Genomic DNA, 12,789 nt, shown 5'->3' with positions numbered 1-12,789 from the left:
TCGGGCTCCGGGGCGTGCCCCGCCCCTGGCCCCCGTGCCTGCCCTGGCCCGGAGCCGTGCTGCGCAGGAGCGGCGCCGTGCGCGTGCTGCGATGGCGGGGTGCCTTGCGCGTGCTGTGTTGGGACGGTGCCTTGCGCGTGGTGCGACGGCGGGGTGCCTTGCGCGTGCTGTGTTGGGACGCTGCCTTGCGTGTGGTGCGACGGCGGAGCGGCCGTGGCCGTGGGGGGTGGGAAGTCGCCCGCGCGGCCGAGCAGCGCCGGAACCTGCCTCCCGAGCCGTTCCCCGACGAAGGACGCGGCGCTGACCAGCCGATCGACCCGCACCCCCGTCCCCACCCCGGACCTGCGCAACGCGTACGCCAGATCCTCGGTGGCGATGTTCCCGGTGGCGGTGGGCGCGAACGGGCACCCGCCGATCCCGCCGCTGCTGGCGTCCAGCGCGGAAGCCCCCGCCTCCACGGCGGCCAGCGCGTTGGCGTAGCCGGTGTTGCGGGTGTTGTGGAAGTGGAACCGCAACGGCAGCGAGGTGCGCTCCCGCACGGCGGCCACCAGCCGCCGGACGTCCGCGGGAACCCCCACCCCGATGGTGTCGGCGAGCGCGATCTCGTCCGCCCCCGACTCGGCGCACCGCCACGCCAGCTCGGCCACGTGCTCGGCGGGGACCTCTCCCTCGAAGGGGCAGCCGAAGGCGGCCCCGATGGTGGCGGTCACCCGCACCCCGCAGGCGCGGGCGGCGATGGCGGAGAAGGAGGTCAGGGCCTCGGCGACGGTCATGTTCTGGTTGCGCAGGGAGAAGGTCCCGGTGGCGACCAGGACGACGTTCACCTCGTTCACGCCCGCGCCGAGCGCCCGGTCGAGGCCGCGCGCGTTGAGCACGAGCCCGATGTACGACAGGCCGTCGCGCCTGGGCACCCTGGCCATCACCTGTTCGGCGTCGGCCAGCTGCGGGACCAGGCGCGGGTGGGCGAAGCTGACCGCCTCGATCCTGGTGAGCCCCGCCCCGGCCAGGGCCTCGAGGTAGGCGACCTTGTCGTCGGTGCCGAGCAGGACCGGCTCGTTCTGCAGCCCGTCGCGCGGCCCGACCTCCACCACGGTCACCGAGCTCATGTGCCGCGCACCGACACGACGGTGACGCCGTCGTCGGAGGCGTCGCCGAAGCCGTACACGTAGGCAGCGGCGAGCGCGTCGCCCAGCGAGGCGCGCAGGAACAGCGCGCTCCACCTGGCGGCGGCGTCGATGCCGGCGTCCTGCGCGACGGTCTGCGCGGAGGGGTCGGGCAGGGCGCCCGCGGGCGTCTGCGTGTCGGTGACGCCGTAGTGGTTGGCGCCGTGCACGGTGACGTACGCCTTCGGCGGCGACGACAGCCCGTCGTAGGTGGCGCGCGCGGCGGCGGGCGGGTTGACGCCGTCCACCTTGCCCTGGACGAGCGCGACGGGCACCCCGGCGTTGGCCACGGGCACCACGGGGCCGCCCTGCGTGGCGGTGGCGGCGCCGTAGAAGGCGGCGGCGCGCAGCGCGGCGGGCCGCTGGTAGACGGGGCCGAAGCAGAACGGCGGCACGCACGCGTTCCCGACGGCGAACAGCCCGGCCGCGGCCCCGAAGGAGTGCCCGAGCAGCACCAGCCGGTCGGCGTCGAGCCGTCCGGCGAGCGGCGAGCCCGCGCGCGCGTTCTCCTGCGCGGCCCACGTCACGGTGGCGGCGAGCTGCGCGCTCTCCGGGTACAGCCCGCTGACCGGCCCGACGGCCCGCCGGTGGTCGGGCACCGCGACGGCGAAGCCGAACCCGGCGACCGTCCTGGCGAAGCCGCCGTAGCTCTCCCTGGGCACGTTCCCGCCCTGCAGCAGCAGCGCGACGGGCAGCTCGGTCCTGCCGGGCGGCAGGTAGACGGTCGCGGGGTCCGCGCCGATCTGGATCTCGTACGCGCTCACCCACGCGGGCGCGGCCCCGGCGGGGGAGGCGGGGACGACGAGGGCGGCGGCGGCGAGGGCGACGGCGGCGATCAGCCGCCTCACTGAAGTGGCGATGGCTTCTCTCCTGTCAGTTCGGAGCGGTCGTCGGCGGGGACGTCCTCCCGCGTCAGCCGCAGGACGGCCACGGCGAAGGCCGTCCAGGTGAGCGTGTTGAGCGTCTCCTCCACCCACTGCAGGGCGATGGTCTGCTCGGGGCGTGAGGCGAGCAGCCCCATGACGTACGTGCCGAGCAGGTTGAAGCCGAACAGCGCCCGCCCGGCGGGCTGCCGGGACAGCAGGAGCAGCCGCACCCCGAGGATCGTGGCGCAGACGGTGGTCACGATCAGCAGCGGCCAGGTGGCGCCGCTGGCGAGCGCACCCGCGACGCCCGCCAGAGCGAAGCCGCCCAGCGCCCAGAACGGCGGCCCAGGTCTGCGGACGGTCAGCACCGCCCACGCCAGCAGCGCGAACCCCGGCCCGAACAGGTAGAACTGCACCCCGGCCAGCCAGGCCACGTCCGGCCCGCCCGCCGCCACCAGCAGCTTCCACACCGCCTTGAGCAGCCCGCCGAGCACCACCAGCACACCCCCGGCCAGCGCCGCCCGCCCGGCGAGCGGCCCGGCGGCGCGGGCGGTGTACGGCACGAGCAGCGCGATCCCGGCCGCCATCGCCAGCACGGGCAGGAAGTCGACGAGCGCGAGAGCCAGCGGGTAGTCCATGTTCAGTGCTCCCGTAACAGGCTGCCGGCGCCGTGCACCCGGTCGTCGATGCCGTTCTCGCGCAGGGCCATCCACCAGGTGGCGGCGTTGATGGCGATGACGGGCAGGCCGAGCCAGCGCTCCGCCTCGTCGGCCAGGCCGACCATCGACAGGTTGGTGCCGCACTGCACGACCGCGTCGGCGCCGGTGGCGACCTCCTTGACGGCCTCGCGCAGCTCCGCCTCGGTGACGTGCGCGATCGACACCGCCGTGGGGCACTTCAGCCCCTTGATGGCGATCACCTCGAAGCCGATCTCGGAGAAGAACCGCACCACGTTCTCGTCGCCGACCGGCTGGTAGGGGGTGACGACGCCGATGCGGCGCGCCCCGTACAGCCGCAGCGCCCGCTCGCACGCCTCGGCGCCGGTGGCGACCTCCAGGCCGGTCAGGCCACGGATCTGCCGGACGAACTGCCGGTTCCCCTCGGCGCCGCCCCAGAACGTCTCGGCCGACATGCCCATCACCATGTAGTCGGGCTCGCAGGTGAGCACCCGCTCGCAGGCCGCGCCGATCTCGGCGCGGATCTGCTCCAGCAGCCGCTCCATGCCCTCGTCGCCGGCCATGCTCTGGTCGCGGATGTGGATGCGGCTGAAGTGCGCCGTCACGCCCGGCACGGTCATGCGGTAGAAGTCGGGCTCGACGATGGTGTTCGTGGACGGGGCGAGCACGCCGAACTTGCGGCGCCAGCCGAGCGCGTCGGTCATGGCAGCACCTTCCGATCGGTGAACGGGGCCAGCGCGCGCCGCGAGCGCGGCTTCAGGTCGCGCGGCAGCAGGACGGTGACCATGTCAGCACCCCGTGCAGGACGGTGACCATGTCAGCACCCCGTGCAGGACGGCGGCGAGCGCGTTGCCCTCGAACAGTTCGTAGGCCACGGCCAGGGTGGTGCCCGCGCCCATGCCGGGCGTGGCGTCCATCATGAACTCGCGCCCGGCCAGCCGCGTCCCGTCCGCGAAGTGCAGGCTGGGGTAGCTCGCCCGCCCGTACGCCTGCGCGTTGCCCCACGCGCCAGGCCCCTCACAGAAGGAGCGGAACCCGTCCCTGCGCACCTCCACGGTGTGGCGGCGCTCCAGCGCGCCCGTCCAGGTGACGTGGTGGCGGGTCCTGAGCAGGTCGATCGGCTTCAGCTCGACGGTGACCCGCACGGTGCCCCGCGGCTTGCGGTCCGGGCCGAACACTTCGCAGTCGCCGCCGTACGCGCCGGCGTCCTTCGTGGGCAGGATGAACGGCACCGGCCCGTTGACGGTCTCGTCGCGCAGCCAGCCGGCGACCTGGGCGGGGTCGCGCGTGTAAAGGCCGTTGAAGCAGCCCACCACGGCCGGGCCCTGGAACAGCAGCGACGAGTACACCTGGGTGTCGCCGATCGTCTGGTTCCAGGTGTTGAGGTCCACCTGCCAGCCGGGCCCGTAGTAGCGGGCGTCCACGAAGCCCCCGTACGGGGTGCCCGCGCCGTAGAAGTCGGGGCCCGTGTAGAGGCGGTCGCCGCCCGCGTCGGTCACGCCGAACGCGAACGGCGCGCCCAGCTTGAACCGGCCGGCCAGCGGGCCGCCGCCCTCCAGGCCGCCGTCCATGAAGTACGTGACCGTACCGTCGTCGAACACCGAGGAGCGGCGGATGTCCTCGTACCCCCGCCAGGCGCCGGTGGCGTCGAACAGGGACGGGCGGCCGTGCCATTCGCCCTGGATGCGCTGCTGCCACTCGCTCGGCCCGCTCATGACAGTAACTCCCCGCGCACGCGCTCGGCCTGCTCCTCGCCCAGCAGCCTGGTCACCTGGTGCCAGACGGGGTCCACCTCGGGGGAGAACAGGTTCGCCCTGCTGGCGCGGTCGCGGGCGGCCGGGTCCTCGCCGGCCGGCGGGACGCCCGAGGCCAGCAGGCGCAGCCAGTGGTCGAGGTAGGTGTCCACGGTGGGGCCGAGCTTGGCGAACGCCTCCTCGGTGGCGCGGCAGACCAGCATCCAGGGCGACATCATGGCCCGCTGCCGGGGGCCGACCGCCGCCGGCGACAGGCCGTCCAGGCGCCAGGCGCTCTCCAGCGGCTCGGTGAGCGGCAGGAAGCAGGCGTCGAGGTAGTCGAGGTGGACGGCGAGATCGGCGCGGGGGATCAGGTCCAGGTGCATGGCGTGGTGGTCGGCCGAGGCGACCGCGTCCAGCGTGAAGTGCGGGACGGCGGAGCCGGGGCGGGTGAACGCGAAGATCATGTGGCTGTCCAGGCCGATCGGCGGCACCACCAGCGACACCGCGACGACTTTGTCCACGTCCGGCTCGGCGGCCGGGCGCAGGACGCGCAGGCGGCCGACCGGCGCGGGCGACATCGGCGAGGACAGCGGCAGGTCCTCGGCCACCCGCAGGCCCAGCGCGGCGGCCAGGCGGTCCAGGGTGTGCTCGCTCAGCGTGGCGGGCAGGCTCACGGCTGTTCCTCCTCGGATTCGGCGCCGGTGCCGCGGGTCTTGTGCACCCAGGCGCGGGCCAGCTCGGGGTTCTCTCGGCGGGCCGGAGAGGGGATGACGGTGGCCTGGCGGCGCGGCACGTCGCCCGTCACCACGTCGTCGCCGCCCACCCACCAGCCGTCCTTGATGAGCTGCTCGCGCCGCCGCCGGTAGGCGACCTGGAGGGCGTCGCTGCGGATGTGCAGCTCCGCCGACAGGTCGAACGGCAGCAGCTCGGGCCGTTGCGACTCCACCACCGGGCGGTCCTGCTCGAAGATCCGGCCGATGCGTTTGAGCGCGTTGCCGTCGGCCCACCTGCCGGTGAAGAAGTTCCGGTAGCCGACGATCTTGACCTGGGTGCGGCCCTGCGTGAGCGGGATGTTGTGGTCGTACAGGATGAGGTCGCCGAACGGCAGCCGCACGTGCAGCTTGACGATGTTCGGCAGGTACCAGCCGTTGGTGACCACCACGTGCTCGGGCCGCACCCCCGAGCGCAGCAGCCCCCACAGGCCCTTCGGCGGCGGCGGGCTGAGCAGGATGTCGGCCTCCGCCTGCCACTCGTCCTGCGTCACCTCGAAGTCGGGGATCTCCGGCCGGTCCGGGTTGCCGAACGCGGTGCCGTGCACGAACGGCGTGTGCGCGGCGTCCACGACGTTCTCCATCGTGCGCTCGTAGTTCGCCTCCACCGTCGTCTCCCAGTAGACGGCGCGGAAGGCCGGGTCGTCGTGCTCGGGGAAGTGCGGCATCGGCGGGCGCCGCTCCTCGGGCAGGTCGCCCAGGAACGCCCAGACCAGGCCGTAACGCTCCACGCTCGGATAGGCGTCCACCCGCGCCTTCTTCGGGATGCCGCGCCCCGGCGGGTTGGCCGGGATCTTCACGCAGGTGCCGTCCGGCTCGTACTCCCAGCCGTGGTACGGGCACGCGATCCGGTCCTCGCCGGCCAGCGTGCCCATCGACAGGGCGCCGCCCCGGTGCACGCACAGGTCCGACAGCACGGCCACCTGCCCGTCGCGGCGCCGCCACAGGACGAAGTCCTGGCCGAGACACCTCACCTTGCGCGGCCTGCGTTCCACGGCATGGCCGAACTCGAGGGCGTACCAGAAGTTCTTAAGCATGGCTCCTCCTGAGGTCGAGCCCGTCCAGCACCGCGCGCGCCCGCGCGTCACCGTGCAGGTGGGCGCGCAGGAAGGAGGTGATCAGCCTGGCCAGCTCGGGGCGGCGGTCGGCGGTGGCGGGCAGGTCGAGGAAGGCGCGCGCCGCCGTGGGATCCACGGGGTCGGCGACGGCGAAGTGGTTGGCGCCCTCCAGGACGGCCAGCAGGTGCTCGCCGCCGCTCAGAGCCTCCTCGAAGGTACGGGTGACCGGGTCGTGGCCGTGGCCCTCCTGGCCGTAGCGGTCGGCGCTGCCCGAGATCACGCCGTCGCGGGTGCCGACCGACAGCAGGACGGGGCAGTCCACCTGGGCGGGCAGGACGGTTCCCGGCGGCCAGCCGAGCATGGTCGCCACCATGGTGTGCGCGCCGTACGCGAACACCGCCCGCACCTGCGGGAAGTGGCGGGCCGACTGCAGCACCACCGACCCGCCCGCCGAATGCCCGCCCAGCGCCACCGTGCCGAGGTCGAGCACCCCCTTCAGCAGCTCGATCCCGGCCAGCGACTCCAGCACCGCGCCGATGGCGGGGCAGGTCGGGCGGGTGCCGTACGCGGCCGGCGCGGCGGCGCCGAGGTCCACGCCGGGGGTCAGGCCGTGCTCGCCGCCGAACAGCTCGCCCACCCGGTCGAACGTCACGCAGACGAAGCCGGCGCTCGCGATCTCGACGGCCAGCCAGCGGTAGGCGTCCTGGCCGACGTTGATGCCCGAGACGAACAGCACCACCGGGTACGGGCCGCTGTGCGGGGGGAAGACGCCGGTCAGGCGGTCGCCGCCGGGGGCGGCGGGGTAGTGGACCTTGAGGTGGGCGGTGTCGAAGGGCGGCTCGCCGCCGGTCTTGGCGGCCCACCACAACGACCGCACCACCGGCTCGGACGCCGTCATGAGGGCCTCGGCAGGGTGCGGTCGCCGCCCCACAAGCCCCGCACCAGGCGGTCCGTCAGCTCCTGCCCGAAGTAACGCACGCCCATCACGTTGGCCGGGTCACGCTCGGCGATGTTGCGGCGCACCGCCAGATCGGCCGCCGCCAGCGCCGCCCGCTCGCCCTCCGGCACCGGCTCCGCCTCGTCCACCCACTCCAGCCACCGCCCGACCCGGGCGTGCAGCAGGTCCCGCACGATGTCGAGGTTCCCGGGGGAGCGGGGGAAGGAGTAGCAGTAGGCGTTCGGCGACAGGCTGGCGCGGATGAACCCGGCCCGGCTGGTGAACCAGGCGAAGTCCGGGTTCTCCTCCTTGAACGCCAGCCACTGCGCGTCCAGCGGCGCGTAGTAGCGGTCGAAGTGCCCGCCGTCGGCCGTGAGGCTCGCCCGGGGGATGAAGTCCTGGTAGAACCAGCCCTCCGGCCAGACGAGCAGTGCGATGCCGAGGTGCGGCACCCGGATGTGCGGGCCGAGCCAGGCGGTCAGGTGCAGGTTGGCGAAGCTCGCCGCCGGGTTGCCCAGCCAGGAGTGCACCAGCCAGTCGATCTCCGGCCCCGCGTAGGCGTCCAGCCGCCCGCCGGGGCCGTCCGGATGCGTGCCGTACGCGCCCGGCGAGCCCGGGTCGGCGCTCAGCTCGAACCTGGCGTCGATCCTGGCCTTGAGCTCTTCGAGGATGCCCTTGAGCCGCTCGAACGTCTCGGTGACGTCGATCACGGGCGACTCGTCGAGCATCTGCTCCACGTGCTGCAGGGTCTCTTTCACGGGGGTTCCTTCGCTGGGTCCTGCCACGAGTGCGCCCGCCAGCCGCCACGGCCGGCCCGCGACCAGGTCGGTGCCGCGCGAGACGAGCCGGTTGACGCTCTGGGCGGGGTGAACCGTGCCCTGGACGAGCAGATCCGCGTTCTTGACATGAGTCACCATGGGGTGACTGATCTGCCCCGTGAACGGGCCCTGCCACCTGGTCCACAGGGTGAAGTCGGCGGGCAGGGCGAGGATCGCCCCGGCCAGGCCGCCGGGGCCGTCCTGGCCGGCGGCGACGATGTTGAGCCGGTTCTCCGCCGAGCGTTCCAGGAGGCCGAGGCGCAGCTCCCAGGGCTCGGCCGGGGTGAACGGCACGGCCACCACGTCGGCATCGGCCAGGGCGGCGAGCCTGAACTCCTCGGGGTGCCGCGCCGCGCTCCCCGTGATCACGGCCAGCCTGCCCCAGGGCAGGTCGTAGACGCCATCGGCCTGCTGGATCGCTCCGTCGGCCCCCACCAGGACGCCCGCGCCGGTGACGACGTGCGCGTCCGTCCCCTTCACCGCGTCCGCGGCCTCCTCCACCGTCACCTTCGAGCCCTCGGGCAGCACCACCAGCCGGGCTCCTCCATCCACGGCCCGCCGCACCAGCCCGGCATCCCCCCGCACCACCGCGACCGGAAGCGCGGGAGCCCCCGGCGGGCCGGTGCGCTCGCGGCCGGGCGCGGCGAGCGGCAGGTACCGGCCCGGCCGCCGGGTGGCGAAGTGACGGGCCCGCCCGGCGTCGGCGGCAGGCGGGTCGATGTCGGCGACGACCACCGCCTCACCGGTACGCGGCCCCCGCGCCATCACGGTGCCGTCCGGCGCGACGACCTGGCTCTCGCCGGCCCCGTGCAGCCACTCGACCGGCACCCCGAGCCCGGCGCTCACCTCGGCCAGCCGATCGGCCGGGATCAGCGGCCCCACCTTGTTGGCGGCGACCACCCACACCTTGTTCTCCGCCGCCCGGACGGGCACGTGCAGGGCGGCCTCGTCCACGGCGAAGGAGTTGAGGCTGTTGAGCAGCACCTGCGCGCCGCGCAGCGCCAGCCCGCGGGTGACCTCGCAGATCACGCCCTCCATGCAGGCGTACATGCCGAGCCGCCCCACCGCCGTCCGCACCACGGGCCCGGCCGTGTCGCCCGGGTCGAGGTGGTCGTTCTCCGCGCCCATCAGCACCTGCTTGTCGGCCTCGCCGAGCAGCTCGCCGCCGGGGCCGTAGAGCAGGGACGCGCCGGTGGTGCGGCCGTCCCGGCGGGCCAGGGTGACGCCGAGCTTGACGTGGGCGCGGTGGCGGGCGGCCCGCGCGGCGATCGCGGTGAGGAACGCGTCGCCGTGCCGGCAGGCCAGCGCGCGGGCGTGCTCGCGGCTCTCGTACCAGGACAGGTGGTTGCAGAACTCGGGCAGCACGATCAGCTCGGCGCCCTGGCCGGCGGCGGCGTCGATCAGGCGCAGCCCGGCCGCGAGGTTGGCCTGCGGATCCGTGCCGACTTCGTACTGCACCGCGGCGACGCGCACCAACGCGGCCTCCTGTTACCTCTGGAGAAACGCTGTTTCCAACAAGTAGGATCTCGCGAACCATACGCGAATGTCCAGAGGAGGCGGCCCGTGCTGACCCACGTGGTGCTGATGAAGTTCGCCGACCCCGGCGACGCGGCCAGGGCCAAGGAACTGCTCGAAGGGCTGCGGGGGCGGGTCGAGCAGATCAAGGAGCTGACGGTCGGCCTGGACGTGGTCGGGTCGCCGGTCTCGTACGACCTGTGCATGACCACCGTCCACGACTCGGCGGAGGCGCTGCGCGGCTACCAGGAGCATCCGGCGCACCTGGAGCTGGCCGGCTGGCTGCGCCCCCGGCTGGCCGCGCGCGCCGTCGTCGACTACGAGACCGGCGGCTGAACGGTTCCACCGCGCGTAACCCGTCGAAGCAGGCGCCACCGGGGCAGAGGGCGGCGCTGACGAAGTCGCCCGCCCGGCCCCTTACGGCGCGTCACCCGGCGGAACGGCGTCGAGCAGCGCCGCGAGCCGGGCCCGGTTCCCCACCCCGAGCTTCCCGTACACCCGGGCCAGGTTGTTGTTCACCGTGGCCACCGACAACCCCAGCCGCTCAGCGATCACCCGGCTGCTGTGATGCACGGCGAGCAACGCCACCTCCCGCTCCCGCCGCGTCAGCACCGCCGTGACGTTCTCATGATTGAGCAGCGGCGTGACGGCCCCCTCACACCCGGCCCGCAACGCCGCCGCCCGCTCCGCCGCCATCGCCGCCCTCGCCGCCAGCCCCGCCTGCCGGTAGGCCCGCACCGCCCCCGTCGCCACCTCGGCGGCCAGCAACTGCTGCCCGAGCCGCACCAGCGAGTCGGCCGCGGCCGACAGCACCTGCCCGTCGCCGTGCCTGAGCCCGCCGGCCGCCGCGGCCAGCGCCCCGCTGAACGGCGTGCGCAGGACGCCGTCGAGCTCGTCGAGCCGCCGGCACTCGCCGTTCCCGCCGAGACGCAGCACGTCGTACCGGGCGGACGCCTCCACGGTGGGCAGGCCGAGGCCGCGCGCCAGGTCGGCGGCGTACGCGGCGGTGTGCGTGGCGTCGGTGAGCCGCCCTTCCGCCGCCAGCGTCCAGGCACCGGCCAGCACCGTCCACGGCGCGAACAGCCGGTTGGCGTCGTTGCCTGTCGCGTCGGCGCGCTCCATCCAGCCGCGCGCGCCGTCCCCCGCGCCGCCCAGCGCGGTGGCGGCGGCCAGCCCCGCCAGGAACAGGTGGGTGAGGCGGAAGGTGTCGCGGCCGTCGAGCGCGCTGACGGCCTCCCGCAGCGAACGCCCGGCGCTGTCCGGCCTGCCCTGGGCGTGCTCCACCAGCCCGCGGAGCCCGACGTGCCCGGCCGACATCATCGGGCTCTGCCCGGACAGCACCTGCCGGTACCCCTCGTCGGCGACCGTCCAGGCCGCGTCCAGCTCACCCATGGCCAGGTGGGCTAGCGACCGGGCGATGCTCAGCTCGACCACGCCCCACGGCAGCTCCGTCCGGCGCTCCTCGGCCAGGTGCTGGCCGCGCCGGTGATAGGCGGCGGCGTCCGCGGCCCGGCCGAGGAAACCGGCGGCGGCGGTGGCGGCGGCGGTGGCCCAGATGGCCGACTGCGCGCTCGCCGAGCGCGCGGCCAGCAGCCGCTCGGTGACCTCCAGTACGGCGGCGCAGCGGCCGTCGAACAGCAGGATCCAGGTCCGGATGCCCTCGGCCAGGTCCTCGCCGGGCAGGCCGCGCACCAGGTCGAGCGCCCGTTCCGCGGCGGGGGCGTCGCCGCTGCCCCAGTACAGGGTCTCGGCGCGGACCAGCGCCCACGCCGGCAGCTCGTCCCCGGCCGGCGGCTGCTCGCGCAGCACGGCCGCCGCCTCGGCGCTGCGACCCCGGTACTCCAGGACCCGCGCCAGCAGCGCGTCCGCCTCGACGCACGGCTCGGCCTGCCCGGCGGCCCGCGCCAGCCGCTCCGCCAGCGCCAGGTCAGCCCGGTCCACGGCCTGGCGCGCGCCCGTCCGCACGATGTCCGCGCGCGCCACCGCCCCGCCCTCGACCTGCCAGAGCGCGGCCCGCAGCAGGTCGTCGCGGCGGCGCAGCGGCGTCTCCAGCAGCGCCCCCGCCAGCCGCCACCACAACTGCCTGGCCCGGCCCGCCGGCAGCCCGGCGCGCAGCACCTCGCCGTAGAGCGGGTGCGCCAGCCGGAGCTGCACGCGCTCGCCCGCCCGCTCCGACACGGCCAGCCCGTGCGCCTCCGCCTCCTCGATCGCCGCCGCGTCCACCAGCCGCTCCAGCAGCGCCAGCGGCAGCGGCTCGCCGCACGCCAGCAGCTCCAGCACCAGCGGGGTGCGCGCGCCGAGCGGGCGCAGCCGGTCAGCCAGCAACTGCTGGACGGCGCCGCGCGGCCGGAAATGCCCCGCCAGGTGCCACACGCCGTGCCGCCGGTGCAGCGCCTGCCCGGCCACGGCCGCCGACAGCAGCTCGCGCAGCGCCAGCGGGTTGCCCGCCGCCAGGTCGCGCAGGCGGCGGCGGGTGACCCCGTCCACGTCGCCGTCCAGCGTGTGGTCCACCAGCCGGTCCACGGCGGACGCGGGCAGCGTCCCGAGGTCCAGCCACGGCGCCTGGCCGTCCTTCCACAGCGCCGTGATCGTGTCGGGGACGGGCTCGCCCGCCCGGCAGGTCGCCACCACGAACGCCAGGTGCTGGGCGGCGAGATGGCCGATCAGCGCGGCCGATCCGGTGTCGAGCAGGTGCGCGTCGTCCACCCCGACCACCACGCGCCGGTCCCTGCCGTGCTCCCGCACCCGTGCCGCCGCCGCGGCCAGCACCGGCAGGCCCTCGCCGTCGGGGACTTGTCCGGCGGGGAGCAGGCCCGCTACGGCGGCGAACGGGATCGCCGCCAGGGAGGCCGTGGCCGCGACCCACTCGGTGTGGCAGCCCAGCGTCTCGGCCAGCGCCAGCATCTCCCTGGCCAGGCGGGTCTTGCCGATGCCCGCCTCACCGCAGATCACGATCCCCTTCGCACTCCCGCCCCGCGCGCCACCGCCCTGTGTGCCGCCACCCTCGGCGCCGCCCCCTCTCGCGCCGCCCGGCCCCAGGCATGCCCGGATCGTGTCCAGCTCCCCATCCCGCCCCACGAACGGCCAGCTCCCCATGAGCCCTCCTCGACCGCATCGGTGTGGGCAATTCGCCGGACGGCGACCGGCGGATGACACCCTCCGGTGACCGGCTCAGGCACGATCCCGGCCGAGCGGCGGCCCGGCGGCGGCCCGGAGGCGGCGCCGCGGCGGCCCCGCGGCGGCGCGGCG

10 protein-coding genes and 1 pseudogene are annotated in these 12,789 nt (G+C 74.9%); 1 reads left to right on the top strand and 10 read right to left on the bottom strand.

The genetic code is table 11. The features are described from left to right. Nucleotides 1-227: 227 nt before the first annotated feature. The 9 genes and pseudogenes from ABD331_RS35145 to ABD331_RS35105 all read right to left on the bottom strand — a co-directional run. Nucleotides 228-1,106: pseudogene (locus ABD331_RS35145) on the bottom strand (hydroxymethylglutaryl-CoA lyase); the annotation flags it as partial. Then, the gene (locus ABD331_RS35140; RefSeq protein WP_344484607.1) at nt 1,103-2,011 is read right to left on the bottom strand and encodes an alpha/beta hydrolase family protein; all 909 of its coding nucleotides are present in this window, start codon (nt 2,009-2,011) and stop codon (nt 1,103-1,105) included. The gene ABD331_RS35140 and the pseudogene ABD331_RS35145, both read right to left, overlap by 4 nt. Further along, on the bottom strand, nt 2,008-2,667 hold the full coding sequence (locus ABD331_RS35135) for a hypothetical protein (RefSeq protein WP_344484604.1): 660 nt from the start codon (nt 2,665-2,667) through the stop codon (nt 2,008-2,010). Before ABD331_RS35135 ends, ABD331_RS35140 begins: the two co-directional genes overlap by 4 nt. A gap of 2 nt (nt 2,668-2,669) precedes the next feature. Beyond that, nucleotides 2,670-3,410, bottom strand: coding sequence for a maleate cis-trans isomerase family protein (locus ABD331_RS35130; protein ID WP_344484601.1), 741 nt, complete (start codon nt 3,408-3,410; stop codon nt 2,670-2,672). An 84-nt stretch (nt 3,411-3,494) separates the two neighbouring features. Beyond that, nucleotides 3,495-4,421, bottom strand: coding sequence for a hypothetical protein (locus ABD331_RS35125; RefSeq protein WP_344484598.1), 927 nt, complete (start codon nt 4,419-4,421; stop codon nt 3,495-3,497). Further along, a complete protein-coding gene (locus tag ABD331_RS35120) occupies nt 4,418-5,116 on the bottom strand; it encodes a hypothetical protein (protein ID WP_344484595.1) in 699 nt (232 codons plus the stop codon). The genes ABD331_RS35125 and ABD331_RS35120 overlap by 4 nt, the downstream gene beginning before the upstream one ends. Beyond that, nucleotides 5,113-6,249 (bottom strand): aromatic ring-hydroxylating dioxygenase subunit alpha, encoded by a 1,137-nt coding sequence (locus tag ABD331_RS35115; protein ID WP_344484592.1) that lies wholly within the window; start codon nt 6,247-6,249, stop codon nt 5,113-5,115. Before ABD331_RS35115 ends, ABD331_RS35120 begins: the two co-directional genes overlap by 4 nt. Next, on the bottom strand, nt 6,242-7,168 hold the full coding sequence (locus tag ABD331_RS35110) for an alpha/beta hydrolase family protein (RefSeq protein WP_344484589.1): 927 nt from the start codon (nt 7,166-7,168) through the stop codon (nt 6,242-6,244). The genes ABD331_RS35115 and ABD331_RS35110 overlap by 8 nt, the downstream gene beginning before the upstream one ends. After that, nucleotides 7,165-9,498: a nitrilase-related carbon-nitrogen hydrolase gene (locus tag ABD331_RS35105; protein ID WP_344485148.1), complete on the bottom strand. Its 2,334-nt coding sequence runs from the start codon at nt 9,496-9,498 to the stop codon at nt 7,165-7,167. Before ABD331_RS35105 ends, ABD331_RS35110 begins: the two co-directional genes overlap by 4 nt. Before the next feature lie 90 nt (nt 9,499-9,588). On the opposite strand from ABD331_RS35105, the gene ABD331_RS35100 reads away from it, so the two are divergent. After that, on the top strand, nt 9,589-9,876 hold the full coding sequence (locus ABD331_RS35100) for a Dabb family protein (RefSeq protein ID WP_344484586.1): 288 nt from the start codon (nt 9,589-9,591) through the stop codon (nt 9,874-9,876). 81 nt (nt 9,877-9,957) lie between these two features. Here ABD331_RS35100 and ABD331_RS35095 read toward each other — a convergent pair whose 3' ends face one another. Next, nucleotides 9,958-12,636, bottom strand: coding sequence for a LuxR C-terminal-related transcriptional regulator (locus ABD331_RS35095; protein WP_344484583.1), 2,679 nt, complete (start codon nt 12,634-12,636; stop codon nt 9,958-9,960). Nucleotides 12,637-12,789: the final 153 nt, after the last annotated feature.

The organism is Nonomuraea monospora (assembly GCF_039531895.1).
Taxonomy (GTDB): domain Bacteria; phylum Actinomycetota; class Actinomycetes; order Streptosporangiales; family Streptosporangiaceae; genus Nonomuraea; species Nonomuraea monospora.
The sequence above is the reverse complement of the archived record's forward strand: the minus strand, read 5'-3'. Positions and strand labels throughout refer to the sequence as shown.

Coding starts and splice junctions, on each gene's coding strand:
- ABD331_RS35135 (WP_344484604.1), bottom strand. CDS start 2,667: ATGGACTACCCGCTGGCTCTCGCGCTCGTCGACTTCCTGCCCGTGCTG.
- ABD331_RS35130 (WP_344484601.1), bottom strand. CDS start 3,410: ATGACCGACGCGCTCGGCTGGCGCCGCAAGTTCGGCGTGCTCGCCCCG.
- ABD331_RS35125 (WP_344484598.1), bottom strand. CDS start 4,421: ATGAGCGGGCCGAGCGAGTGGCAGCAGCGCATCCAGGGCGAATGGCAC.
- ABD331_RS35115 (WP_344484592.1), bottom strand. CDS start 6,249: ATGCTTAAGAACTTCTGGTACGCCCTCGAGTTCGGCCATGCCGTGGAA.
- ABD331_RS35110 (WP_344484589.1), bottom strand. CDS start 7,168: ATGACGGCGTCCGAGCCGGTGGTGCGGTCGTTGTGGTGGGCCGCCAAG.
- ABD331_RS35095 (WP_344484583.1), bottom strand. CDS start 12,636: ATGGGGAGCTGGCCGTTCGTGGGGCGGGATGGGGAGCTGGACACGATC.